This is a genomic window from Microbacterium sp. NPDC055988 (assembly GCF_042269505.1).
Taxonomy (GTDB): Bacteria; Actinomycetota; Actinomycetes; order Actinomycetales; family Microbacteriaceae; genus Microbacterium.
In genome coordinates, this window is sequence record NZ_JBHJXY010000001.1 from 24,424 (window position 1) to 46,902 (window position 22,479).

The window sequence follows — 22,479 nt, forward strand, 5'->3', positions numbered from 1 at the left end:
TCAACCCATGGCGATCGAGATTCCCCGTGACCTCCTGCCCGCTGACGGCCGCTTCGGCTGCGGTCCCTCGAAAGTGCGCCCGGCGCAGCTCGAGGCGCTCGTCTCATCCGGGGCGACGATCCTGGGCACCTCCCACCGCCAGGCCCCCGTGAAGAACCTCGTCGGGAGTGTCCGCGAACAGCTCGCCGCCCTCTTCCGGGTCCCCGAAGGCTACGAGATCCTCGTCGGCAACGGCGGCTCGACCGCGTTCTGGGACGCGGCGGCCTTCGGTCTCATCGAGCGACGCAGCCAGAACCTCGTCTTCGGTGAGTTCGGAGGTAAATTCGCTGCATCCGCCGGAGCCCCCTGGCTCGAGGCGCCGGACGTGCGCAAGGCGGAGCCCGGATCCCTGACCGTCGCCGAGATCGTGCCCGGCGTCGACGTGTACGCCTGGCCCCACAACGAGACCTCGACCGGCGTCGCAGCGCCCGTCCGGCGCATCGAGGCCGACGGCGCACTGACCGTTATCGACGCCACGAGCGCCGCCGGCGGGATCGAGTTCGACGCAAGCCAGGCCGACGTCTACTACTTCGCCCCGCAGAAGAACCTCGGCTCGGACGGCGGACTGTGGTTCGCGGCGGTTTCGCCGGCGGCGATCGAGCGCATCGAGCGCATCGCGGCATCCGGTCGCTACATTCCCGAGTTCCTGAGCCTGAAGAACGCCGTGGACAACTCCCGGCTCAACCAGACGCTCAACACCCCCGCGATCACGACGCTGCACCTTCTCGACAGCCAGCTCCAGTGGATCCTCGACAACGGCGGGCTCGCCTGGGCGGCGTCCCGGACATCCGAGTCGTCGTCGGTGCTGTACGACTGGGCCGAAGCCTCAGCGGTCGCGACACCCTTCGTGGCGGAGGCCGCGGATCGCTCTCCTGTGGTCGCCACGATCGATTTCGATGACAGCATCGACGCCGCGGCGATCGCGAAGACCCTCCGCGCCAACGGCATCGTCGACACCGAGCCGTACCGCAAGCTCGGCCGCAACCAGTTGCGCGTCGCGACCTTCGTGTCGATCGACCCGGACGACGTGCGTCAGCTCACCCGCTCGATCGACTTCGTGCTGGAGAACCTGGGCGCCTGAGCGCCCGGGATTCACTCCTCTTCGTCGACCTCGCCGGCGTCCGCATCCAGGGCGTCGGCGTCGTCGTCTTCGTCTTCGTCTTCGTCTTCGTCTTCGTCGGACGAGTCGTCGAGTTCGTCGATGTCGACCCCGTCGAGGTCGCCCGCGTGCAGGGTGTCCGCGGCACGGTCATCGTCATCGTCATCGTCATCGTCGAGTTCGTCGTCGTCGAGGATGTCGTCATCGAGCGCGTCTTCGTCATCGATGCCATCGGCATCGTCGAGGGCGTCGGCATTCTCGCCCCCCGCGGCGGCCGCTGCCTCCGCGATCTCGACCTGATGCGCACGATACTCCGCCAGGCGCTCGGCCCACGGCACCCATTCCGGCGCCAGGAGCGCGCCGTCTCCGGGCAGCAGCTCGATCTCGAGGACCGTGGGGTCCTCATCGTCCACCTGCGCGACGGTCACGGTCCAGTACCAGCCGGGGTAGCCGGCGAGGCGGTTCTCGAACCGCAACGACACCGAGCCGTCTTCCTCGGCGAGGTACCCGGCTGCCGGACCGACCGTGGACGCCGGAGTGATCTCCCCCAGGGCTGCCAGGGCGAGGTCGTGGGCGCCGATGAGACGGGCGTCGGCGTCAGGCTTCGAGGTCATCAGCGACCTTGCGCAGGACGGCAGCGATCTTGCGGCCGTGTCCGGAAGCGGGGTAGCGCCCGCGACGCAGGTCTCCGCCGATGCCGTCGAGCAGCTTCACGAGGTCTTCGACGATGATCGCCATGTCATCGGCCGGCTTCCGCTTGGCCTTCGAGAGGCTGGGCGGCGCTTCGAGCACTCGCACCGACAGCGCCTGCAGACCGCGCTTGCCGTCGGCCACGCCGAACTCCACGCGCGCACCCGCCTTCACCGCGGTGCCGGTCGGCATCGCTGAGGCGTGCAGGAAGACGTCCTGGCCGTCATCGCTGGCGATGAAGCCGAAACCCTTGTCTTCGTCGTAGAACCTGACCTTGCCGGTGGGCATGGGAGAACCTCGCTGGAATCGATATGCAGAACGATGGGCGCGCTCGAGCGCGTACCCCCAGCCTACCGGTCGCCTGGGCCGCGGAACCGAAGGCCGCGGTACGAGTAGGCTGGGACGGATGAGCACGCAGAATTCCGAACCGGATGTCCCCATCCGGCGGGTCGATCGCTTCCTGGCCTTCGGTGCGCTCGGAATCGCTGCAGCGTCGGTCGTGTGCTTCTTCGCCATCATCATCGGCACCTGGGTCGGGATGGATCAGGCCGCTTTCGGCGAGGGAGCGTGGCCGATCATCGCGGCGATCCCCTACTGGGGCCTGCCTCTCGCCTTCGTGATGATCATCGCTCTCCTCACGATGAGCTTCATCCGGAAGGGCCGCGCGTCTTCGCGTTCGTGAGGCATCGGCCATGAGCACTCACGCGCGACCGCTGGCTGATTGGCTGTCGGCTGCGAGCGATGACGACCTCCGAGGGCTGTTCGCGGCGCGGCGGGTGCGACCGGACGTCAGCTGGCAGGACTTCTTCGACGCGGCGGAGTCGCTGCTCGACCCCGCCTCCCTGTCGAAGGTGTTCCCGTCGCTGACCGCAGCCGAAGCGAGGGCGCTGATGGATGCCGCATCGGGAGAAGGCGCCGGAATCCTGCAGAAGAGCCTGACGGCGCTCGCCCTGCTCCGCCCGGACGGCACACCGTATCCTCCCGTGGCGGCGGCGCTCGCCGGGCGTCCGGTTCCGGACGTCTCCGCAGATCAGCCGGCTGCCGATCCGTCCTCCGAGACGGCATCGGCCCACGCCGCGGAGCGCGCGTTCACGACCGTCGCCGTGCTCGCGGACCTACTTCTCGTCGCGAGAGAGAATCCCTTCTCGCTGCTCACCGGCGGCGGGGTGAACGCCGGCGAGAAACGACAGCTCGGCGAAGCCGGCGTCCCCGTGGAGATCGTGGACACGCTCGTGTCGATCGCGCTCGAGTCCGGGCTCGCGGTCGCGGCGGACCGCCGATTGCGGTCGAGCCGCGCCGCGGAGGACTGGCTGCGATCCTCGGCCGTCACGCGCTGGAGCGTGCTCGCGACGTCGTTCCGGGACGCCCTCCCACGCGGTGTCCGTTCGCCGGGCGGCGGCTGGATCGCGCCGCAGGCATGGAGCGACGCGCATCCCTGGGATCCGACCTGGCCCGATCGCGCCCGCGTCCTGCGCGAGGCTGCGCGACTGCTCGGCTTGATCGCCGAAGACGGCAGCGAACCGGAATGGGCGGTCGGCCTGCGCAGCGGCGGTGCGGCCGACCCTCGCGCCCTCGTGCGCCTGCTGCCGGCCGAAGTGGACCGCATCTTCCTGCAGAACGACCTCACGGCGATCGCCCCCGGCCCGTTGGAGCCCGCACTCGACGTGCGTCTGCGCACGATCGCCGCGCGCGAGTCGGCGGCGCAGGCGTCGTCGTACCGGTTCACCACGGAGTCGGTGGCACACGCCTTCGTCGCCGGCGAGACCGAGCAGTCGATCCTCGAGTTCCTCGGCTCCCTCTCCCTGACGGGTATCCCGCAGCCGCTCGGATACCTGATCGCGCAGACCGCGCAACGCCACGGCCTCGTCCGCGTGTTCACCGATGAGGAGACCGGGCGCACGCGGATCGAGAGCACGGATTCACATCTCATCCAGGCTATGGCGGTCGACCAGTCGCTGCGCCCCCTCGCACTCGCCGCGCACGTCGGTTCGCTCACCACGCGTGTCGGCCGGGAGACCGTGTACTGGGCGCTCACCGACGCACGGTATCCGGCGACACTGGTCGGAGCCGACGGTGGCCTCCTCGTGCGCGAGCGACACCCAGCTGTCCCGGCGACGCAGCCCGAGCCGGACGCCGGCGACCTGACACCCCTTATCGCGCGTCTGCGTTCCCACCAGGGCCCGGACGCCGACGCCGCCTGGCTCGACCGGGAACTGGAGGCGGCGGTGCGCGCGAAATCCGTCCTGCAGGTCACGGTCGGCATGCCGGACGGCTCGACACGAGAACTCCTCCTCGAGGCGACGGGGATGGGCGGTGGTCGCCTTCGCGGCCGTGACCGCGCGGCCGACGTCGAGCGCACTCTTCCGGTGTCGAGCATCCTCGCCGCGACGATCGTCGCGCCGTAGGCCGAGTGGCTTCCGCGACCGGTAAACTGGACAGCTATGTCTGATGGCCCCCTGATCGTCCAGAGCGATCGCACCGTGCTGCTCGAAGTCGCCCACGCCGATGCCGAGAGCGCCCGCCATGAACTCGCGATCTTCGCCGAGCTGGAGCGCGCTCCCGAGCACATCCACACGTACCGGATCACCCGCCTCGGGCTGTGGAACGCCCGCGCCGCCGGGCACACCGCGGAGGACATGCTCGAGACGCTCGACCGCTGGTCGCGCTTCCCGGTCCCGCCGTCGGTCTCCGTCGATCTGCGCGAGACGGTGAACCGCTACGGGCGACTGGTCATCGAGCGCGACGACGAGGGGACGCTGATCCTGCGCTCCACGGATCCCGCGGTCCTGGCCCAGGTCGCGAACAACAAGCGCATCCAGCCCCTCCTGATCGGGCATCCGACTCCCGAGACCTTCGTGGTGGATGCCTGGGCACGCGGGCAGATCAAGCAGGAGCTGCTGAAGATCGGCTGGCCCGCCGAGGACCTCGCCGGGTACACGCCGGGTACTCCGCACGAGATCGATCTCGCGGAAGACGGCTGGCGCATCCGCCCCTACCAGCAGGATGCCGTCGACGCCTTCTCGAAGGACGGATCGGGCGTCGTCGTGCTGCCGTGCGGTGCGGGTAAGACGATCGTCGGAGCCGGCGCGATGGCGGCCACCAAGACCACCACACTGATCCTCGTCACCAACACCGTCTCCGCCCGCCAGTGGCGCGACGAGCTGCTCAAGCGCACGAGCCTTACCCCGGAAGAGATCGGCGAGTACTCCGGCCAGGCCAAAGAGGTCAAGCCCGTCACGATCGCGACCTACCAGATCCTGACCGCCAAGCGGAAAGGCGAATACGCACACCTCGCGCTGCTGGACGCGCTCGACTGGGGCCTCATCGTGTACGACGAGGTCCACCTGCTCCCGGCGCCCGTGTTCAAGCTCACCGCCGACCTCCAGGCCCGCCGCCGCATCGGGCTCACCGCGACGCTCGTGCGTGAGGATGGTCGCGAGGGCGACGTTTTCAGCCTGATCGGCCCCAAGCGCTTCGACGCGCCGTGGAAGCAGATCGAGGCCCAGGGCTTCATCTCCCCTGCTGCCTGCTACGAGGTGCGCGTGGACCTCCCGCCGAGCGACCGGCTCGAGTACGCCGCGGCGACGGACGACGAACGATACCGACTCGCCGCTTCCGCTCCGGCCAAGGTCAAAGCGGTGCGTGAGTTGATCGCGAAGCACGAGGGCGAGCGCATCCTCGTGATCGGGCAGTACCTCGATCAGCTCGAGTCCCTGTCGGCGGCGCTGGACGCTCCCCAGATCACGGGCGCGACTCCGATCGACGAGCGCGAAGAGCTGTATCGCGCGTTCCGCGAAGGCGACATCTCGCTTCTCGTCGTGTCGAAGGTCGCGAACTTCTCCATCGACCTGCCCGAGGCATCGGTCGCCATCCAGGTATCCGGCTCGTTCGGATCGCGCCAGGAGGAGGCACAGCGACTCGGCCGGCTGCTGCGCCCCAAGCAGTCAGGGCACACGGCGAGCTTCTACACGCTCGTCGCGCGGGACACGATCGACCAGGACTACGCGCAGAACCGTCAGCGCTTCCTCGCTGAGCAGGGCTACAGCTACACGATCATGGATTCGGCCGCCATCGCTGCGTGAATCACCCTTCGGCTGTCGTACGGCTCAGCCGTGCAGCATCCGGTCCAGGCGATGGGTGCCGCTTCCGACGGCGACCCGGCTCGCGGTCCGCGCGATGCCGAGCCTGCCCGCCCAACGATCGGCGAGAAGCGCGTAGACGACCATCGCGATCGTCGACGCGAGCAGATCGACCGGCGTCCCCGTAGTGGCGTTGGCATCGACCGGGCCGACGGCGCCGAGCAGGAAGATGAGCGCATTGTTGACGATGTGCAGGGAGATCGCGGCTTCCAGACCGCCCGTGCGCCAGGTCAGCCACGCAGCGACGAGCGCGAACATGCCCACGCTCGCGGCCCCCCAGATGTCGTAGCCGTGGCCGAGGACGAACAGCGGCACCGGAAGCAGGATGGCGAACGCCGGATGCCGCAGCCAGCCGCCGACGAGCTGCATCAGATAGCCGCGGAACACATACTCCTCTGCGGCGGCCTGCAACGGGATCAACAGCAGCACGAGCAGCACCATGACCCACAAGGTGGGATGGGAGAAGTCGACGACGATCGCCTCGCCCGTAGCGGCCGCCCAGCCGAGCACGACGGCGAAGTACATCACGAACACGGCGAGTGCCAGCAGCAGGCTCCTGCCGAGCCAGCCCATCCGCAGCCGTCCGGTGACCGATGACAGCAGGCCGACACCGCGCCCCTCGACGATGCGCGACGCGAGCAGCAGCGCCGGGATCATCAGGATCAGCGGCACCACCAGAGCGAGGAAGAGCCACGGGCGGTCGAGGTCGAAGTATTGGACGGTCGTGAGGAGGACCTGCATCTCCGCTCCCCACCCCGGCACCAGCAGCGAAGCGACGACGAGCGGAACGATCAGGAGCAGCAGCATCGCGACGTAGAGCCCCACTCCGAGGACCCCGGTCACGAGCATCCGCCACCAGCGATACCGCGGTCGCAGGTGCGCAAGTCGGTGGTAGGGGATCTGTTCGGCGCGCGATGACCGGGCCGGAGCGATGGCGGATGCGGGGGCGGCGGAGGCGTCCTCGTTCGAGCTCATGCTTCCATCCTCTCAACGATGCAGAGGAGTGCGAGTGCGCGCCGTTCCGGACAATAGTCAGCATCTGCATGGCCGAAGTCACCATAATGGGGACATGACTGCTCCGCGCATCCTGGTCGTCGACGACGAACCCAACATCCGTGACCTGCTCTCGACGGGTCTCAGCTTCGCCGGATTCCAGGTGAAGACGGTGGCCAACGGCGCCGCCACGATCTCGGCCGTCCTCGAAGAGGAGCCGGACCTGATCATCCTCGACGTCATGCTCCCCGACATGAACGGGTTCAGCGTCACCAAGCGTCTCCGCGGCGCAGGATTCACCGCTCCGATCCTGTTCCTCACCGCGAAGGACGGCACCGAAGACAAGATCGAAGGCCTCAACGCCGGCGGCGACGACTACGTCACCAAGCCCTTCAGCCTCGACGAGATCGTCGCGAGGGCCCAGGCGATCCTGCGACGCACGATGCAGGCCGACGAGGAGTCGATCATCCGCGCAGGCGAACTGTCGATGGATCAGGACACGCACGATGTCCATGTGGGCAAGGAGCCGATCGAGCTGAGCCCGACCGAGTTCAAGCTGCTGCGCTACCTGATGCTCAATCCGAATCGCGTGCTCTCGAAGGCGCAGATCCTCGATCACGTGTGGGAGTACGACTTCAACGGCGACGCCGGGATCGTCGAGAGCTACATCTCGTACCTGCGTCGCAAGATCGACCCTTACACCGAGGAGTCGCTGATCCAGACCAAGCGCGGGTTCGGATACATGCTCAAGGTCGGCAAGTCGGTCTGACGACCGACCCCGACCATCGGCGCCGCCCTGCGGCATGGTGAACGCCCGAGGAGGACCGCATGGCGCACAAGCCCGATGCGGTCACCGCCTGGTGGCGTCGAATCAGCCTACGCGCGAAGGTCACCGGCGTCACGGTGGCGGTGCTCGCTCTCGGTCTTCTCGTCGCGGGCCTCGGAACCGTGCCGATCCTGCGCAACGCGCTCGTCGCCAACATCGACGCGCAACTGCCCGCACTGGTGTCCAGCGATCTGGTCGAGCGCTACTTCGAGGCGACGACGATAGACGGGGTCACGACCTACACCCCGCGTGAGGAGCAGCCGCGGGACTTCTCTTTCGCGATCTACGACGCGACGGGGGTGCTCCGTGCCACTGCTCGCGGCACGTCGGGCCAGGCTCCGCTCTTCCCCTCCGAGTACTCGCTCGCCAAGGCGACCGCGGACACGGATCAGATACCGCTGGAGATCCCCGGCGCCGACGGCACCGTCTTCCACGGAGCGGTCGCCGTGGTGGGATCGGAGGGCGGCGCGCTGCGCATCCAGTTGGTCGCCCTTCCGCTCGCGCCCGCCGACCGCATCATCAGCCAGTACTTCGGGATCTACATCACCATCGCGCTGATCACGATCCTCGTCGCGGCCCTCCTCACCCGAGGGCTCGTCACGCTCACCTTCCGCCGGCTCGGACAGGTCGAGGCGACGGCCATGTCCATCGCGGCAGGCGACTTCCGGCAACGGCTGACCGACCTCGAGCCGACCACAGAGGTCGGGCGTCTGAACACGGCGATCAACACCATGCTCGATCGCGTGGACGGCTCGCTCGCGCAGCGCGACCGCAGCGTCCAGCACATGCGACGGTTCATCGGGGACGCGAGCCATGAACTGCGCACGCCGCTGGTGAGCGTGCGCGGCTATGCGGAGCTGTATCGCATGGGGGCGATCAAGGGCGAAGAGGATACGGCGAGGGCCATGGAGCGGATCGAGAAGGAGGCCATCCGCATGGGCGTCCTCGTGGAGGACCTTCTCGCACTCGCCCGTCTGGACGAAGAGCGCGAGCCCGAGATCGTGGCTCTCGACCTGCGGCCGATCGCACGGGATGCCGCCCTCGATCTGCGCGCCGCGGCTCCGGGGCGGACGGTGACGGTGATCGACCGCACGGTCGAGGCGATGTCCCCCATCCCGCTGCGGGAGACGTCTTCCCCGCAACCCGACCCGACGAGTGCGCCACCCGCGCGAGGGCTCTCCCGCACCGCGCTGTCGCGTCTGCGTCGTCGCCCGCGGCAGCCGGAGCCGGCACCGGCGATCGACTTCACCGAGATCCCCGACATCCCCGTGCGCACCCCGCCGATCGTTCTCGGCGAGGAGAACAAGGTGCGCCAGGTCGTCACCAACCTGCTGGGCAACGCCCGCCGCTTCTCCCCCGAGGACGGTCCGCTCGAGATCGTCGTCGATTCGGACCGGGTGCGCGGCACCGGCAGCATCTCGATCGTGGATCACGGGGAGGGCATCCCCCCGCAGATCCGGGAGCAGATCTTCGAGCGCTTCTGGCGCGCAGACACCTCTCGCGCACGGGAGACCGGCGGTTCCGGTCTCGGGCTCGCGATCGTCGCGTCGATCATGAAGGCGCTGCATGGCGGCGTCGCTGTATCGGAGACGCCCGGCGGTGGAGCGACCTTCACGGTCACGCTTCCGCTCGCGCCCGCGCGCGCCACACCCGAGCACCTTCTCGAGGACACCCAGCCCCTGGAACGGCTCGATCTGAGCTGACGGCTCTGCACGATCGACTGTCGGTCGGGGTTCTGCACACCCACGGCAAGCAGGCGTCGACGGGACGGATCGGGCGCGACCGGCCCTCTAGCGTCGGAACTCCAACAGAAGGAGTTCACATGTCCGTCTTCACCGTCGACACCGAAGCCGTCCACGCCGCGCACGGGGCGACCCGAGCCACCATCGAGCGGCTGCAGAGCGAGTCGGCCACCCTCATGGCCCAGTTGCGCCAGCTGCAGTCCTCCTGGGTCGGTAGCGCATCCGCTGCGTTCCAGGGCTGTGCGGAGCAGTGGCAGGGCGCGCAGCTCCATGTCGAGCAGGTGCTCGACTCGATCGGCACCTCACTCGGCTCGGCAGCCTCTCAGTACGCGGACGCCGACCAGTACTCGGCCAGCCTGTTCCGCTGAATCGCGCCTGGCACAACGCAGAACGCCCCCGGCCGGAGCCGGGGGCGTTCTGTCATGAGGGCTGGATCAGAAGTCCATGCCGCCCGACGGGTCACCCATCGGAGCAGCAGCCTTCTCGGGCTTGTCAGCCACGACGACCTCGGTGGTGAGGAACAGCGCCGCGATCGAAGCTGCGTTCTGCAGCGCCGAACGCGTCACCTTGGCCGGGTCGATGATGCCCGCACCGAACATGTCGACGTACTCACCCGTGGCCGCGTTGAGGCCCTGGCCCGCGGGGAGCTCGGAGACCTTGTTCGCGACGACGCCCGGCTCGAGACCGGCGTTGAGAGCGATCTGCTTGAGCGGAGCCTCGATCGCCACGCGGACGATGTTCGCACCGGTCGCCTCGTCACCCGTCAGCGTCAGGCCGTCGAGAGCCTTGGTGCCGGACTGGATCAGCGCGACGCCACCGCCGGGGACGATGCCCTCTTCGACGGCTGCCTTCGCGTTGCGGACGGCGTCCTCGATGCGGTGCTTGCGCTCCTTGAGCTCGACCTCGGTGGCCGCGCCCGCCTTGATGACGGCGACGCCACCGGCGAGCTTCGCCAGACGCTCCTGCAGCTTCTCGCGGTCGTAGTCGCTGTCGGTGTTCTCGATCTCACGACGGATCTGCGTGACGCGACCCTCGATCTGGTCTGCCTCACCGGCGCCCTCGACGATCGTGGTCTCGTCCTTCGTGACGATGACCTTGCGCGCACGGCCGAGAAGGTCGAGCGTGGCGTTCTCCAGCTTGAGGCCGACCTCTTCGGTGATGACCTGACCACCGGTGAGGATCGCGATGTCCTGCAGCTGCGCCTTGCGGCGGTCGCCGAAGCCGGGAGCCTTGACGGCGACCGACTTGAAGATGCCCTTGAGCTTGTTCAGCACGAGCGTCGCGAGAGCCTCGCCCTCGACGTCCTCGGCGATGATGACGAGCTCCTTGCCGTCCTGGATCACCTTGTCGACGATCGGCAGCAGGTCCTTGATGTTGGAGACCTTCTGGTTCGCGATGAGGATGTACGGGTCTTCGAAGACCGCTTCCTGGCGCTCCGGGTCCGTGACGAAGTACGGGTTCAGGTAGCCCTTGTCGAAGCGCATGCCCTCGGTGAGCTCGAGCTCGGTGCCGAACGTCTGCGACTCCTCGACGGTGACGACGCCTTCCTTGCCGACCTTGTCGATCGCCTCGGCGATGAGCTCGCCGATCGCCGGGTCTGCAGCGGAGATGGATGCCGTGGCGGCGATCTGCTCCTTGGAGTCGATCTCCTTGGCGCTCGACAGGAGCTCCTCGGTGATCGCGGCGACGGCCTTCTCGATGCCGCGCTTGAGCGAGATGGGGTCGGCGCCGGCTGCGACGTTGCGCAGACCCTCGCGGACCAGAGCCTGTGCGAGGACCGTGGCGGTGGTGGTGCCGTCACCCGCGACGTCGTCGGTCTTCTTCGCGACCTCCTTGACGAGCTCCGCGCCGATCTTCTCGTACGGGTCGTCCAGCTCGATCTCCTTGGCGATGGAGACACCGTCGTTCGTGATCGTGGGAGCGCCCCACTTCTTCTCGAGGACGACGTTGCGACCGCGCGGGCCGAGGGTCACCTTGACCGCGTCGGCGAGGATGTTGAGGCCGCGCTCGAGGCCGCGGCGGGCCTCCTCATCGAAAGCAATGATCTTTGCCATGAGTTTTTTCGTCCCTCCTGGACGTAGACGTTGGGTTTAGCACTCAGAGTATGAGAGTGCTAACGCCATTCTGGCACTCGACACCTTCGAGTGCAAGCCGCCGGAGGAGCGCGCGTCCCAGGTCAGGAAGCGGGCGCCTCGTCGGGTGTCTCGGGTGCCGAGGTCGACCGATCGAGACCGATCACGACGGTGAACTGCTTCTGCCCGTCCTCCGTCTGCCCGGAGTAGTAGTCGCTCTGCTGCACCGCCGCACCGCCGAGGAGGTCAGCGAGCCCGACGGCTGCGAGTTCGTCTGCCTCCTCGACGTAGAAGACCGTCGTGGTGGCGAAGTCCTGGCTGGAGCTGTCGCCGGCGAATACGTCGTCGGCCGCCCAGCCGTTGTTGATCAACGTGTCGCGCATCTGCGTATCGAGCCCCTCGTCGGGCGTGCCGTTCAGGATCATCACCGAGATGCTGGTATCGACGATGCCGGTCTCCTGCGGGGTGGGAGCAGCGCTCGGCGCAGCCTCGGGGAACAGAGAGACGCGCCCCATGACCACCAGGGATCCGAAGATGCCGGCGATGATGAGGACGAGAGCGGCGACGAACGACCAGAGCAGCACGACCCAGCCGTTCATTCCCGGCGCTTCGGCGCGGTGCGCTCCCACTCGTCCGGACGTACGGGGCGCATCATCGAAGCGATCGCGGAGGGGCTTTGACACCCCTCGATGCTAGCGGCACCTTCCTGTCAATCCGTTTCGCCGCACGCGCGGACCCTCCGGGCCGGTGCCTTGTCGGCTCAGCCGACGAAGCCGGGCAGCCGCGCGGTACGCCGTGCCGCGCGCGAATCGCGGATGCGGCGAAGGCGACGAACCAGCATCGGATCGTACTCGAGCGCGGACTCGGATTCGATCAGTCGTCCGAGCAGCTGGTAGTAGCGTGCGGCGCTCATCCCGAGCTGCGCGCGGATGATCTCTTCCTTCGCCCCGCTGTGGCGCGGCCACGCCACTTCCAGGGCCAGGATCGCGCGATCGCGCTCCGTGAGATCTCCGAGCATGGCTCCAGGTTAGGACGCAACCGCCGCCACTTCGGGTCGCCACTCCCACCATCGCCCGAGCGGATCCGCGGCCGCGCGCACCTGCCCGTCGAGCGCGACCACGAACCCCGGCCACCGATCCGCATCGACCGGCGGATCCCACACGTCTGTGACCGCGGGCGGATCGATCGTGATCCAGCGCGCGTCCATGCGCGTGATCCTCGCGATCAGGGCCGCCCGCTCCGCTCGAGGGATGTGCACCAGCACCCCGGGAGTGGTGAGGACGAGGGTCGCCCGCGGCGGTGCCGCCGCCGCCAGCGCGGCGAGGTGCGTGACGGCGTCCCCTTCCACCAGAAGAGGAGGGTCGCCGGCTGCGACGTCGAGGGCGGCCTCGATGCGCTCCTCGCGCCCCGACTCCCCCGGCCACACGAGACCACGCAGCCACCGACGATCACGCTCGTCGGCGGCATCGAGCGGCGCCAGGTCGATCCCGGCGCGCCACACGACGTCCGGCATCCGGAGCGCAGGAAGCGGACCGGTCACGCGACTCTCGAGCACGACCGTCGAGACGCCGTCGGCCGGGTCGAGCGCGGCGCGCAGCGCCCCGTCCTCGCCGGTGAAGCGATACGAGTACCGATCGGGGTAGAGACACAGTCCCGCCGACGCCCCGATCTCGAGCAGCGCAATCGGCCCCTCGATCTCGGAGAGCACCGGAAGAAGTGCCGCCAGACGCAGCGGCTCGTTCGTCTGCAGCGACCTCCGTGCGCACTCGACGACGACCTCGTCCGCATGCCGGAGCACGACGTCACGCCATTGCGCGTACTCGTCGAGCGGAACGCCGAGCATCCGGGTGACGGCGAACACGAGCGGGGGCTGGCGTCTCGTCTCCGGGATCCGGAGCAGGACGCGCCGCACGTCCTCATCCCCGGCGACCCCGGCGGCCCACTCCGCGTAGAGGGCGCTCCGGCCCGGCGCCTCATCACGGGCGAAGCGCGCGTAGCGCTCCTGCACAGCATCGGTCATCCGTCCATTGTGACTCGACGCACCCGAGGCACCACCACAGGAGGGAGAATGGACTCGACTGAGGAGGACACATGTCGTACAGCGTGGACAAGACCGAAGACGAATGGCGCCGCGAGCTCGGCGATGAGCAGTACGCCGTGCTGCGTCAGGCCGCGACCGAGCGGGCCTGGACGGGTGAGCTGCTCGACGAGGAGCGCGCCGGCCTCTACACCTGTGGGGCGTGCAACGCGGAGCTGTTCAAGAGCGGCACCAAGTTCGACTCCGGATGCGGCTGGCCGAGCTTCTACGAGTCGATCCGCCCCGATGCGGTCGAGCTCATCGAGGACGACAGCCTGGGTATGGTGCGAACGGAGGTGCGCTGCGCGAACTGCGGCTCGCACCTCGGCCACGTGTTCCCCGACGGGTTCGGCACGCCGACCGGAGATCGCTACTGCATGAACTCGATCGCACTGAACTTCACCCCCGACGCCTCGTGAGTGCTCTCGACGCGGTCCGCGCGCGTCAGTCCTGGTCGAAGGTCGAAGATTCGGCGCCGGGCCGCGAAGAGCTGCTGACGCTCGTGGCCGCGGCCGGCCGCGTCGCGGATCATTCGTCGCTCCGCCCGTGGCGGCTCGTCGAGTTGCGCGGGTCCGATCGTGAAGTGCTCGGCGCCGCCATCGCCAAAGCGCAGGGGGACTCGTCCCCGTCGTCGAAGCCCCTGCGTGCTCCACTCCTGATCGCGGTGGTCGCCAGCTATCGCAAGAGCGACAAGGTCCCCCGGTGGGAGCAGGAGGCCGTCGCCTCCGGAGTGGCGCACACCCTGAGCCTGCTCCTCGACGAAGCCGGCTGGGGCGTCATCTGGCGCACGGGCCACTACACACGCGCGAAGGCCGTCGCCAAGGTCCACGGCCTCGACAAGAACGAGGAACTCCTCGGCTGGCTGTACGTGGGCGGCAAGCCCGCGGGCAAGAAGCCGGGTCGCCGCAAGGCCGTGGATGCGCGGAAGCTGATCACCCGGATGCCGAAGGCCGGGCCGAAGAAGGCGAAGAAGAAGTAGCGGGTCAGCGCCGGCGTCTGCGGGGAACGGCGACGATCACGGACGCCACCGCGACGATGACCATGGCGACGACCTGCCAGAGCGCGGGCCCCGCCGCCGGAGGCCAGATCAGGTCGATCACGACCGAGGTCACGAGCTGTCCGAGCACGGAGCCCAGCCCCATCAGGAGAACTCCGGTGTGCGCGACGATGAACGCGCCGAGCAGGATGTAGGCCGCTCCGAGGAACCCGCCCAGGTACAGCCAGGGTTCGGCCGGCAGGGCATCGGGCATCCCACGGAAGGCGATGCTCGTCCCGGCCGCGAGCAGCAGGACGACGGTGCCGGTGATGAAGCTCATCAGAGTCGCAGCGAGCGGCGACTGGACCCGCTGCGAGAGGCGACCGTTCGTGGCCGCCTGCCACGCGATACCGACTCCGGCGGCGAACGGCAGCAGCAGCATCCACAGCGGAGCGGTGGCGAGCACGTCGCCCGAGAGCGAGATGGCGACAGCGGCGAGCGCGAGAACTCCGCCGGCGACCCGGCCGGGGGTGACCGCGACGACGCCGGCGGGACCGAACCCGATCCGATCCAGCACGAGCCCGTGCAGCGTCTGCCCCGCGACGACGCCGACGCTGAACAGAGAGACGCCGAGGATCCCGGCCGTCAGCCCCTGGGTGGAGACGGTGAGGGCGCCGCAGGCGCCGCCCAGCAACATCCAGAACGGGATCGTGTGACGTCGGATGCCGCTCCAGAGGCGTCCCACTCCGCGCCGGGCGGACGGGATGCAGCAGATCACGGCGACCAGCGCCAGCAGGCCCACCGAGAACGAGAGCAGGCCCGCGACGATCCCGTCGTCGACGCGAACCCCGAGGACGCCGTTGATCCGGGCCTGGATCGCCGTCATGACGCCGATCGCGACAGCCCCTCCGAGCGCCAGGGGCGCGGGGAGTCGACGAGATTCTGGCACCCGTCGACCCTACCGGAGGCCCGGATTCGCCATGGCGAGACGGATGTCGGCGGCCGGCGCTACGCTGGCGGCATGTGCGCGAGCTACGGTCTCGATCCCCGGTTCACCGATGCGGAAGTCCTCGCCGCCGCCGACGATGCGGTACTCGAGGGCCTACGAACCTGGGCGGAGGAGAACGCGGGTGAGACCATCCGTCCGACCGGGAAGAACCTCCGCAACCTCAACCCCGTGATCGTGCAGCCCGACGCTGCTCCGACTCTGGAACCGGCGTGGTGGGGCTTTCTCGTGAACGGGGAACCCGCGAAGTTCCCGTCGATCAACACCCGATCGGAACGCCTGCAGGAGCGTCCAGGCGGAGCGAAGTCGCGAGCGATCGTCCCGGCGACGAGCTGGTACGAGATGCAGAAGCCCTCCCGGCAGTGGAACGAGTTCATCATCGATGACGGAACCCTTTTCGGCATGGCGGCGGTCACGCAACGGGGTCGCACCGCAGACGGCGAGTGGTACACCTGCTATTCGATCGTGATGCGTCCCGCCCCCGACCACCTCGTCGATCTGCACGACCGCATGCCACTGCTCGTTCCGGCGTCATTGAGCCACGACTGGCTGACGGCGCCGCCGTCGAGGGAGATCATCGATGAGGCGATCCTCGCGTCGGATGAGATGGCCGCGCGAGTCCAGGCCCGCCCCCGCTCCTGAGTCCGACTTGTCCACCACCGGGAGGACATCCCGAGCAGAAGGACGGTACCTGAGGAGGACGCGCGGCTGAGCGGCCCTCCGTAGCGTTGTACCCATGATCACAGCAGAAGGCCTCACGAAGAGGTTCGGAGACAAGACGGCCGTCGATGACGTGTCGTTCACCGTCAAGCCGGGCAGCGTCACCGGCTTCCTCGGCCCCAACGGTGCCGGCAAGTCGACCACGATGCGCATGATCGTGGGCCTCGACCGGCCGACGTCCGGACGTGCAGAGATCGCCGGTCGCGAGTATCGCAAGCTTCGGGCGCCCCTCACCGAGGTCGGCGTCCTGCTCGATGCGAAGGCCGTGCACACCGGTCGGACGGCGCGCAATCACCTTCGCGCGATGGCGGCGACCCATGGGATTCCCTCCTCTCGCGTCGATGAGGTCATCGAACTCGCGGGCATCGGCTCGGTTGCTCGCAAGCGTGCCGGGAAGTTCTCGCTCGGAATGGGACAGCGCCTCGGTATCGCCTCGGCGCTGCTCGGCGATCCGCACACGCTGATCCTCGACGAGCCGGTCAACGGCCTCGACCCCGAGGGCGTCCGCTGGGTGCGTCAGTTCGTCCGGCACGCAGCATCCGAAGGACGAACCGTGCTCCTGTCGAGCCACCTGATGAGCGAGATGGCGCAGACCGCCGACCACGTCATCGTGATGGGTCGCGGCCGGGTGCTGGCGGATGCTCCGCTCGCCGACCTCGTGCGCTCCTGGACGCAGAACACGGTGCGTGTACGCACTCCGCGGCCCACCGAGCTCGCCGCCGCCGTCGGCGGCCCGGACGTGGAGATCGTGAGCTCGGCACCCGACCTCCTCGACATCGTGGGACTTCCCGCCGCCCGGATCGGCGACCTCGCCGCGGACCGCGGCATCCCGCTGCACGAACTCACCCCCACCACCGGTTCACTCGAGGACGCCTACCTCGCCCTCACCGGCGATTCCGTCGAGTACCGCACCAAGGAGATCTCATGACCACGACACAGGCACCCGCGCCCGCGCGGCCGCGCGTCGACACCGGTCGCCGGCTGACATTCGTTCGCGCACTCCGCGGCGAATGGATCAAGCTCGCCACGCTGCGTTCGACATGGTGGTCCATCGGGATCGCTGCGGCTCTGACCATCGGGATCGCCGTGCTCATCGCGCAGGCGATCGACATGCCGGGGTTCGAGCCGATTCAGGCCGTCGTCATGCCGATCCAGTTCACGATGCTGCTGGCCGGCATCATCGGTGCGATCTCCGTGACAGGCGAGTACTCGACCGGCATGATCCGTTCGACGCTCACGGCCAACCCGATCCGCGGCTCGGTGCTCGCGGCCAAGTCGACCGTGCTCGCGGTCTTCATGTTCGTCTCGTCTCTGGTGATCTTCGGCCTCGCGGCCGTCGCGGTCTCGCTCATCGTGGCGCCGCGCGATCAGAGTATCGATTGGTCGGACCCTGCCGCATCCTTCCTGCCCATCGTCGTCTCCTCCCTCGCCATGGCGGTTTTCGCCCTGATCGGAGTCTCCTTCGGGTTCATCCTCCGTTCCGGGGCCGGAGCCATCGCGGCGACCGTCGGAGTCCTGTTCGTGCTGCCGATCGTGGCGAACTTCTTCTCCTTCGCCGGTGAGGCATGGGCATGGGTCATCGAGGCATCCGCCTACCTCCCGGTGGCCGCAGCGCAGAGCGCGATCCTGCCGGGCGACGGTGCAGCACTCGATGCACCGGTCGCGTTCCTGACCCTCGCCTGCTGGGTCGCCGGCGGAGCACTCGTCGCCTGGGGCGTGCTGCGCACCCGCGACGCGTAAAGTCGGCCTGTGAGCAGAACGCGAAGCCGCAGCGACTCGATCCGAGAGGACGAGGAGCTGCGGCTTCCGCGTGCGCCGGGGCTCTTCCGGCGATTCTGGGCGCGGCATCCACTGTTCGCCGACATCCTGCTGACGCTGCTCTGCCTGCTCCTCTCGCTCGCCCCGGCGGGTCGGTTCGCCGAAGAGTCGGTTCCGGAATCCACCTACATCGCGATCAACATCGCCACGCTGGCGATGATCGTGGTGGCGTGCAGCACACTCCTGTGGCGACGACGGGCGCCGCTCGGTCCTTTCGTCGCGGCGGTGATCCTGGGAACGGTCGGCTTGTTCACCGGGTTGTCCAGCGGAATCATCCTGCTGCTCGTCGCCTGTTACGGTCTCGCGGTCTATCGGTCGTCGCGCGCGGCCTGGACCTGCTACGGAATCGGCGCGGCGTGGTTCCTCCTGCTCAGCGGACTCCTGATGCTCACCGGCGTGATCGTGATGCAGAACGGACTCGACACCGCGCTCAGCTACATCGTTCTCGGCCTCATCGGCACGCTCATCGGCGTCAACGTCGGCGGCCGCAAGCGCTATCTGTCGGCCGTCATCGATCGATCGCGGCAGCTGCTCGTCGAGCGTGACCAGCAGGCGCAGCTCGCCGCCGCGTCCGAGCGGGCGCGCATCGCTCGGGAGATGCACGACATCGTCTCGCACTCGCTGACGGTGATCGTGGCACTGTCCGAAGGCGCCGCGGCGACGCCCGACCGCGAACAGGCACGCAAGGCGGCGACCCACACGGCGGACACCGCTCGTGCCGCCCTGACCGAGATGCGATCCATGCTCGGTGTGCTGCGGGATGATGACGCGTCTCCGCTGCCCCTGGCCCCCATGAATCCGGCCCGGCCGCGCGACACGGTCGAGGCGGCCCAGCGCGCCGGATACCCCGCGACGCTCACGGTCGCGGGGCACGCCGAGGTCACTCCCGCCGTCGCACATGCGATCGGACGCATCGTGCAGGAGGGCGTCACGAACGCGATGCGTCATGCCCCCACCGCCTCGACCATCGGTGTGCGACTGGACTACGCACCGGATTCGGTGACGATCGACATCGTCAACGACGGCGTGTCCGGCGGCATCGGGACCGAGGGCTTCGGTCTGCGCGGACTCGCCGAGCGCGCCGCCCATGTCCAGGGAAGCGTCGAGTCCGCGCCGTCCGGTGCAGGACGATGGGTTCTACACGCCGTGCTGCCGACGAAGGCGACCGGCCCGGCCGTGCCGAGCGAATCGATGGAGGACGACCGATGACGGATCCGATCAGGGTGCTTCTGGTGGACGACCAGGAATTGATCCGCGTCGGGTTCCGGATGGTCCTCGAAGCGGAGGGCGACATCGTGGTGGTGGGCGAGGCCGGCGACGGGCGTGCGGCGATCGCGCAGAGCGCCGCACTCGCGCCAGACCTGGTGCTCATGGATATCCGGATGCCGGAGCTGGACGGCATCGCCGCCACGGAGGCCATCGTGCGAGACCACCCTCAGACAAAGGTGCTCGTGCTGACCACGTTCGATCTCGACGAATACGCCTTCGGCGCCATCCGCGCAGGCGCGAGCGGGTTCCTCCTGAAGGACGCACAGCGCCACGAGATGATCTCCGCGGTGCACGCTGTGTACCGCGGAGACGCCGCGCTCTCTCCTCGGATCACCCGAATGCTGCTCGAGCACGTGACCCCGCAGCTCGGCTCGTCATCCGCCCGGACACCGGATGCCGCGGAGAGCGCGGCATTGGAAGCCCTCACCGATCGTGAGCGAGACGTGTTCCTCGCGATCGGGCGCGGACTGACCAATGCCGAGATCGCCCGCACCCTCTACGTCGGCGAATCGACCGTGAAGACCCACGTCGGCCGGGTGCTGGCGAAACTCCACGCGCGCGACCGCATCCACGCCGTGATCCTGGCGCACCGACTCGGCCTCGTCGGAAACGAGACCTGACGCATCAGGCGCCGGCGGGGGTCCATTCCGACACGCGGTCGAGCAGGCGCACCTCTTCGGCGGAGAGCTCGAGTCGAGCACCCGCCAGCAGGTCCGGCACCTGCGCGATCGTGCGAGCACTCGCGATCGGCGCGACGACGGTCGGCTGCGCCCGCAACCAGGCGAGAGACGTCGCGGCGACCGACGTCCCGTGAGCATCGGCGACCTGCTCGAGCGCATCGATGATCCGCAACCCGGCCTCGGTCGCGTACTTCGCGGCGCCCTGCGCGCGCGGGGAATCCTGCTCCGAGCTGTCGGTCGAGCGATACTTGCCCGTCAGGAATCCGCTCGCCAGTGCGTAATAGGGAACCAGCCCGAGATCGAACTCCTCGGCGACCGGGATGATGGTGTCCTCGACCTCATTGCGATGAACGAGGTTGTAGTGCGGTTGAACGGCTACCGGCACGGCGACGCCCGTGCGCCGCGCGATCTCGATCCATTCCCTGATGCGCTCCGCCGAATAGTTCGACACCGCCACATGACGAACCAGACCGTCTTCGACGAGTTGTCCGAACGCGGCGACTGTCTCCTCCAGCGGAACGGTCGCGTCGTCGAAGTGCGCGTAGTACAGATCGATCTCGTCGGCGCCGAGACGCCGGAGCGAGGCCTCGGCCGCCTTTCGCACGTTCGGTCCGGAGAGGCCGCGGAACTGAGGGTGCTGGCTCACCTTGGTGGCCACGACGACACCGGACGGCTTACGGGATGCGAGCCACTCCCCGATGATCGTCTCGCTCTCGCCACCCTCGTTCCCCGGCACCCAGGAGCTGTACGAATCGGCCGTGTCGATGAAGTCGCCACCGCCGTCCACAAATGCATCGAGCACGGCGAACGAGGTATCGTGATCGGCCGTCCAGCCGAACACGTTGCCGCCGAGCGCGAGCGGGAGGACGTCAAGATCACTGGTGCCGATACGAGTCATGACCAGGACAACCGCGGATCGGGATCCACGCATTCCCGGATGACGTCATGTTTCCGCATCGGCGCGGGAAGGGTTCGTCTTCGGCGTCTCACCCTCGTCGTAGATCTGCGAGGGTCGCCCGACGAGCCGTGAATCCGGAGCGTGGGCGACCAAGGGATCCTTGCCCGGGTAGTCGAACCGGGCGAGAACGCACCTCATCGCCTCGAGTCGCGCCCGCTTCTTGTCGTTCGACTTGATGACGATCCACGGCTCGGATGGTGTGTCCGTGTGGAAGAACATGGCTTCCTTCGCCGCCGTGTAATCCGCCCAGCGGTCGATGCTTGCGAGGTCCGTGGGGCTCAGCTTCCACTGCTTGACGGGGTCCTCGCCGCGCCGCCTGAACCGACGACGCTGCTCCGCCTCTCCCACCGAGAACCACAGCTTGATGAGGCGGATGCCCGAGCTCACGATCATCCGTTCGAACTGCGGAGCGGTCTGCATGAACTCCTCGTACTCGGTGGACGAGCAGTAGCCCATGACCCGCTCGACGCCCGCGCGGTTGTACCAGGAGCGGTCCATCATCACGATCTCGCCGCCGGAGGGCAGATGTGCGATGTAGCGCTGGAAGTACCACTGCGTCCGCTCCGCATCCGTCGGCTTGTCGAGAGCGACGACCCGAGCGCCCCGAGGATTCAGGTGCTCCATGAAGCGTTTGATCGCCCCACCCTTCCCCGCCGCGTCCCGTCCTTCGAACAGGATGAGCAGCCGCTCGGAGGAATGCTTGATGTGCGACTGGAGCTTCAGGAGCTCGATCTGCAGCAGCCGCTTCTCCCGTTCGTACTCGGCCGTCGAGATCTTCTTCGTGTAGGGGTAGTCGTGCTGCCACTCCGGCGTGACCGTCGCTGTTTCGGGTGCGCTGCTCAAGATCTCGCCCTCTCAGGTGCTCTGGATCCCCGAATTCGAGCAGGCAAGCGCAGGTGGCCGGAGCGGGGAGGCGGCCACCTGCGCGTCTTCTACCTGGCACGATCCATCGGCCCACCAGGAAACCTGCCTGATGTGTAACATATCATCGACTGAGGCGATACATCGGAATGCGTGGTCAGCACCAGGCGGCTATCGTTCTGGCATGGGAACGATCCAGTACGGCAACGGTGATGACATCCACATCGAGGACCGCGCCCTCGCGCATCTGAAGGTGGTCATCGCCACGAAGCTCCGCCGCAACGAGAGCTTCACCCTCTCCTGGCGGCATCCCGAAGGCCAGCAGGTGGGTCGTTCGACGATCTGGTTGCATCCGTCGATACCGTTGCGCTTCACGTTCGAGGAACCGGAGGCGCCGCAACTGAACCCGAAGTGGATTCAGGATCTGATGCAGTCTGCGAGTTCCACGGGCGGCATCAGCCTCATCGAAGAGGTGATCGACGCACCCGAGGCCTCCGCCGAGAAGTGAATCCGC

At 68.1% G+C, this 22,479-nt stretch carries 25 protein-coding genes; 15 read left to right on the forward strand and 10 right to left on the reverse strand.

The window, feature by feature from the left end:
- Positions 1-7 precede the first annotated feature (7 nt).
- Complete coding sequence (gene serC / locus ACFC14_RS00140; RefSeq protein WP_376100350.1) at positions 8-1,120, forward strand: phosphoserine transaminase; 1,113 nt, start codon at positions 8-10, stop codon at positions 1,118-1,120.
- Positions 1,121-1,131: 11 nt separating this feature from the next.
- On the opposite strand, the gene ACFC14_RS00145 is transcribed toward serC, so the two are convergent.
- Positions 1,132-1,752, reverse strand: coding sequence for a DUF3027 domain-containing protein (locus ACFC14_RS00145; protein ID WP_376100353.1), 621 nt, complete (start codon positions 1,750-1,752; stop codon positions 1,132-1,134).
- Positions 1,736-2,116: a cold-shock protein gene (locus ACFC14_RS00150; protein WP_029262737.1), complete on the reverse strand. Its 381-nt coding sequence runs from the start codon at positions 2,114-2,116 to the stop codon at positions 1,736-1,738. Before ACFC14_RS00150 ends, ACFC14_RS00145 begins: the two co-directional genes overlap by 17 nt.
- A gap of 118 nt (positions 2,117-2,234) precedes the next feature.
- Here ACFC14_RS00150 and ACFC14_RS00155 point away from each other — a divergent pair, with 118 nt between their 5' ends.
- From ACFC14_RS00155 to ACFC14_RS00165, 3 genes are read left to right on the forward strand one after another with little or no spacing between them, the layout of a single operon-like run.
- Positions 2,235-2,510, forward strand: coding sequence for a multidrug ABC transporter ATPase (locus tag ACFC14_RS00155; protein ID WP_136041142.1), 276 nt, complete (start codon positions 2,235-2,237; stop codon positions 2,508-2,510).
- Positions 2,511-2,520: 10 nt separating this feature from the next.
- Positions 2,521-4,233, forward strand: a complete 1,713-nt coding sequence (locus ACFC14_RS00160; RefSeq protein ID WP_376100357.1) for a helicase-associated domain-containing protein — start codon at positions 2,521-2,523, stop codon at positions 4,231-4,233.
- A gap of 36 nt (positions 4,234-4,269) precedes the next feature.
- Positions 4,270-5,910 (forward strand): DNA repair helicase XPB, encoded by a 1,641-nt coding sequence (locus ACFC14_RS00165; RefSeq protein ID WP_376100360.1) that lies wholly within the window; start codon positions 4,270-4,272, stop codon positions 5,908-5,910.
- 24 nt (positions 5,911-5,934) lie between these two features.
- Here ACFC14_RS00165 and ACFC14_RS00170 read toward each other — a convergent pair whose 3' ends face one another.
- Positions 5,935-6,942, reverse strand: coding sequence for a lysostaphin resistance A-like protein (locus ACFC14_RS00170; protein WP_376100363.1), 1,008 nt, complete (start codon positions 6,940-6,942; stop codon positions 5,935-5,937).
- 94 nt (positions 6,943-7,036) lie between these two features.
- Here ACFC14_RS00170 and ACFC14_RS00175 point away from each other — a divergent pair, with 94 nt between their 5' ends.
- From ACFC14_RS00175 to ACFC14_RS00185, 3 genes are all read left to right on the forward strand, one after another.
- Positions 7,037-7,729 carry a response regulator transcription factor gene (locus tag ACFC14_RS00175; RefSeq protein ID WP_136041146.1) on the forward strand — a complete coding sequence of 231 codons (693 nt, stop codon included), beginning with the start codon at positions 7,037-7,039 and terminating at the stop codon, positions 7,727-7,729.
- Between the two features lie 59 nt (positions 7,730-7,788).
- Positions 7,789-9,489: an ATP-binding protein gene (locus ACFC14_RS00180; protein ID WP_376100366.1), complete on the forward strand. Its 1,701-nt coding sequence runs from the start codon at positions 7,789-7,791 to the stop codon at positions 9,487-9,489.
- 119 nt (positions 9,490-9,608) lie between these two features.
- Positions 9,609-9,896 (forward strand): WXG100 family type VII secretion target, encoded by a 288-nt coding sequence (locus ACFC14_RS00185; RefSeq protein ID WP_136041148.1) that lies wholly within the window; start codon positions 9,609-9,611, stop codon positions 9,894-9,896.
- 66 nt (positions 9,897-9,962) lie between these two features.
- Here ACFC14_RS00185 and groL read toward each other — a convergent pair whose 3' ends face one another.
- From groL to ACFC14_RS00205, 4 genes are all read right to left on the reverse strand, one after another.
- Complete coding sequence (gene groL / locus ACFC14_RS00190) at positions 9,963-11,582, reverse strand: chaperonin GroEL (protein ID WP_376100369.1); 1,620 nt, start codon at positions 11,580-11,582, stop codon at positions 9,963-9,965.
- A gap of 122 nt (positions 11,583-11,704) precedes the next feature.
- A complete protein-coding gene (locus tag ACFC14_RS00195; protein WP_376100372.1) occupies positions 11,705-12,283 on the reverse strand; it encodes a LytR C-terminal domain-containing protein in 579 nt (192 codons plus the stop codon).
- A gap of 77 nt (positions 12,284-12,360) precedes the next feature.
- Positions 12,361-12,618, reverse strand: coding sequence for a DUF3263 domain-containing protein (locus tag ACFC14_RS00200; RefSeq protein ID WP_136041150.1), 258 nt, complete (start codon positions 12,616-12,618; stop codon positions 12,361-12,363).
- A 9-nt stretch (positions 12,619-12,627) separates the two neighbouring features.
- Entirely contained in the window at positions 12,628-13,620 is a 993-nt protein-coding gene (locus ACFC14_RS00205; protein ID WP_376100375.1) for a DUF2332 family protein, read from the reverse strand.
- A 71-nt stretch (positions 13,621-13,691) separates the two neighbouring features.
- Between ACFC14_RS00205 and msrB the strand changes: the two genes are divergently transcribed.
- Both msrB and ACFC14_RS00215 read left to right on the forward strand, forming a co-directional pair.
- On the forward strand, positions 13,692-14,096 hold the full coding sequence (gene msrB / locus ACFC14_RS00210; protein WP_136041152.1) for a peptide-methionine (R)-S-oxide reductase MsrB: 405 nt from the start codon (positions 13,692-13,694) through the stop codon (positions 14,094-14,096).
- Positions 14,093-14,656: a nitroreductase family protein gene (locus ACFC14_RS00215; protein ID WP_376100379.1), complete on the forward strand. Its 564-nt coding sequence runs from the start codon at positions 14,093-14,095 to the stop codon at positions 14,654-14,656. The genes msrB and ACFC14_RS00215 overlap by 4 nt, the downstream gene beginning before the upstream one ends.
- Positions 14,657-14,660: 4 nt before the next feature.
- On the opposite strand, the gene ACFC14_RS00220 is transcribed toward ACFC14_RS00215, so the two are convergent.
- Entirely contained in the window at positions 14,661-15,572 is a 912-nt protein-coding gene (locus tag ACFC14_RS00220) for a DMT family transporter (protein ID WP_376107042.1), read from the reverse strand.
- 102 nt (positions 15,573-15,674) lie between these two features.
- On the opposite strand from ACFC14_RS00220, the gene ACFC14_RS00225 reads away from it, so the two are divergent.
- From ACFC14_RS00225 to ACFC14_RS00245, 5 genes are all read left to right on the forward strand, one after another.
- Complete coding sequence (locus ACFC14_RS00225) at positions 15,675-16,301, forward strand: SOS response-associated peptidase family protein (protein ID WP_376100382.1); 627 nt, start codon at positions 15,675-15,677, stop codon at positions 16,299-16,301.
- Positions 16,302-16,395: 94 nt separating this feature from the next.
- Positions 16,396-17,307, forward strand: coding sequence for an ABC transporter ATP-binding protein (locus ACFC14_RS00230; RefSeq protein WP_136041155.1), 912 nt, complete (start codon positions 16,396-16,398; stop codon positions 17,305-17,307).
- Positions 17,304-18,119, forward strand: a complete 816-nt coding sequence (locus ACFC14_RS00235) for an ABC transporter permease (RefSeq protein WP_376100385.1) — start codon at positions 17,304-17,306, stop codon at positions 18,117-18,119. Before ACFC14_RS00230 ends, ACFC14_RS00235 begins: the two co-directional genes overlap by 4 nt.
- Before the next feature lie 9 nt (positions 18,120-18,128).
- Entirely contained in the window at positions 18,129-19,406 is a 1,278-nt protein-coding gene (locus ACFC14_RS00240; protein WP_376100388.1) for a sensor histidine kinase, read from the forward strand.
- Positions 19,403-20,086: a response regulator gene (locus ACFC14_RS00245; RefSeq protein ID WP_376100391.1), complete on the forward strand. Its 684-nt coding sequence runs from the start codon at positions 19,403-19,405 to the stop codon at positions 20,084-20,086. Before ACFC14_RS00240 ends, ACFC14_RS00245 begins: the two co-directional genes overlap by 4 nt.
- A gap of 4 nt (positions 20,087-20,090) precedes the next feature.
- Here ACFC14_RS00245 and ACFC14_RS00250 read toward each other — a convergent pair whose 3' ends face one another.
- On the reverse strand, positions 20,091-21,044 hold the full coding sequence (locus ACFC14_RS00250) for an aldo/keto reductase (RefSeq protein WP_376100394.1): 954 nt from the start codon (positions 21,042-21,044) through the stop codon (positions 20,091-20,093).
- A gap of 45 nt (positions 21,045-21,089) precedes the next feature.
- Positions 21,090-21,947 carry a polyphosphate kinase 2 gene (gene ppk2 / locus ACFC14_RS00255; protein WP_376100397.1) on the reverse strand — a complete coding sequence of 286 codons (858 nt, stop codon included), beginning with the start codon at positions 21,945-21,947 and terminating at the stop codon, positions 21,090-21,092.
- Positions 21,948-22,149: 202 nt separating this feature from the next.
- Here ppk2 and ACFC14_RS00260 point away from each other — a divergent pair, with 202 nt between their 5' ends.
- A complete protein-coding gene (locus tag ACFC14_RS00260) occupies positions 22,150-22,473 on the forward strand; it encodes a hypothetical protein (protein WP_376100400.1) in 324 nt (107 codons plus the stop codon).
- The last annotated feature ends 6 nt before the right edge of the window (positions 22,474-22,479 follow it).

Coding starts and splice junctions, on each gene's coding strand:
- ACFC14_RS00245 (WP_376100391.1), top strand. CDS start 19,403: ATGACGGATCCGATCAGGGTGCTTCTGGTGGACGACCAGGAATTGATC.
- ACFC14_RS00230 (WP_136041155.1), top strand. CDS start 16,396: ATGATCACAGCAGAAGGCCTCACGAAGAGGTTCGGAGACAAGACGGCC.
- ACFC14_RS00145 (WP_376100353.1), bottom strand. CDS start 1,752: ATGACCTCGAAGCCTGACGCCGACGCCCGTCTCATCGGCGCCCACGAC.
- ACFC14_RS00150 (WP_029262737.1), bottom strand. CDS start 2,116: ATGCCCACCGGCAAGGTCAGGTTCTACGACGAAGACAAGGGTTTCGGC.
- msrB (WP_136041152.1), top strand. CDS start 13,692: ATGTCGTACAGCGTGGACAAGACCGAAGACGAATGGCGCCGCGAGCTC.
- ACFC14_RS00160 (WP_376100357.1), top strand. CDS start 2,521: ATGAGCACTCACGCGCGACCGCTGGCTGATTGGCTGTCGGCTGCGAGC.
- ACFC14_RS00205 (WP_376100375.1), bottom strand. CDS start 13,620: ATGACCGATGCTGTGCAGGAGCGCTACGCGCGCTTCGCCCGTGATGAG.
- ACFC14_RS00225 (WP_376100382.1), top strand. CDS start 15,675: ATGTGCGCGAGCTACGGTCTCGATCCCCGGTTCACCGATGCGGAAGTC.
- ACFC14_RS00260 (WP_376100400.1), top strand. CDS start 22,150: ATGGGAACGATCCAGTACGGCAACGGTGATGACATCCACATCGAGGAC.
- groL (WP_376100369.1), bottom strand. CDS start 11,582: ATGGCAAAGATCATTGCTTTCGATGAGGAGGCCCGCCGCGGCCTCGAG.
- ACFC14_RS00170 (WP_376100363.1), bottom strand. CDS start 6,942: ATGAGCTCGAACGAGGACGCCTCCGCCGCCCCCGCATCCGCCATCGCT.
- ACFC14_RS00185 (WP_136041148.1), top strand. CDS start 9,609: ATGTCCGTCTTCACCGTCGACACCGAAGCCGTCCACGCCGCGCACGGG.
- ACFC14_RS00155 (WP_136041142.1), top strand. CDS start 2,235: ATGAGCACGCAGAATTCCGAACCGGATGTCCCCATCCGGCGGGTCGAT.
- ACFC14_RS00250 (WP_376100394.1), bottom strand. CDS start 21,044: ATGACTCGTATCGGCACCAGTGATCTTGACGTCCTCCCGCTCGCGCTC.
- ACFC14_RS00200 (WP_136041150.1), bottom strand. CDS start 12,618: ATGCTCGGAGATCTCACGGAGCGCGATCGCGCGATCCTGGCCCTGGAA.
- ACFC14_RS00235 (WP_376100385.1), top strand. CDS start 17,304: ATGACCACGACACAGGCACCCGCGCCCGCGCGGCCGCGCGTCGACACC.
- ACFC14_RS00180 (WP_376100366.1), top strand. CDS start 7,789: ATGGCGCACAAGCCCGATGCGGTCACCGCCTGGTGGCGTCGAATCAGC.
- serC (WP_376100350.1), top strand. CDS start 8: ATGGCGATCGAGATTCCCCGTGACCTCCTGCCCGCTGACGGCCGCTTC.
- ACFC14_RS00175 (WP_136041146.1), top strand. CDS start 7,037: ATGACTGCTCCGCGCATCCTGGTCGTCGACGACGAACCCAACATCCGT.
- ACFC14_RS00165 (WP_376100360.1), top strand. CDS start 4,270: ATGTCTGATGGCCCCCTGATCGTCCAGAGCGATCGCACCGTGCTGCTC.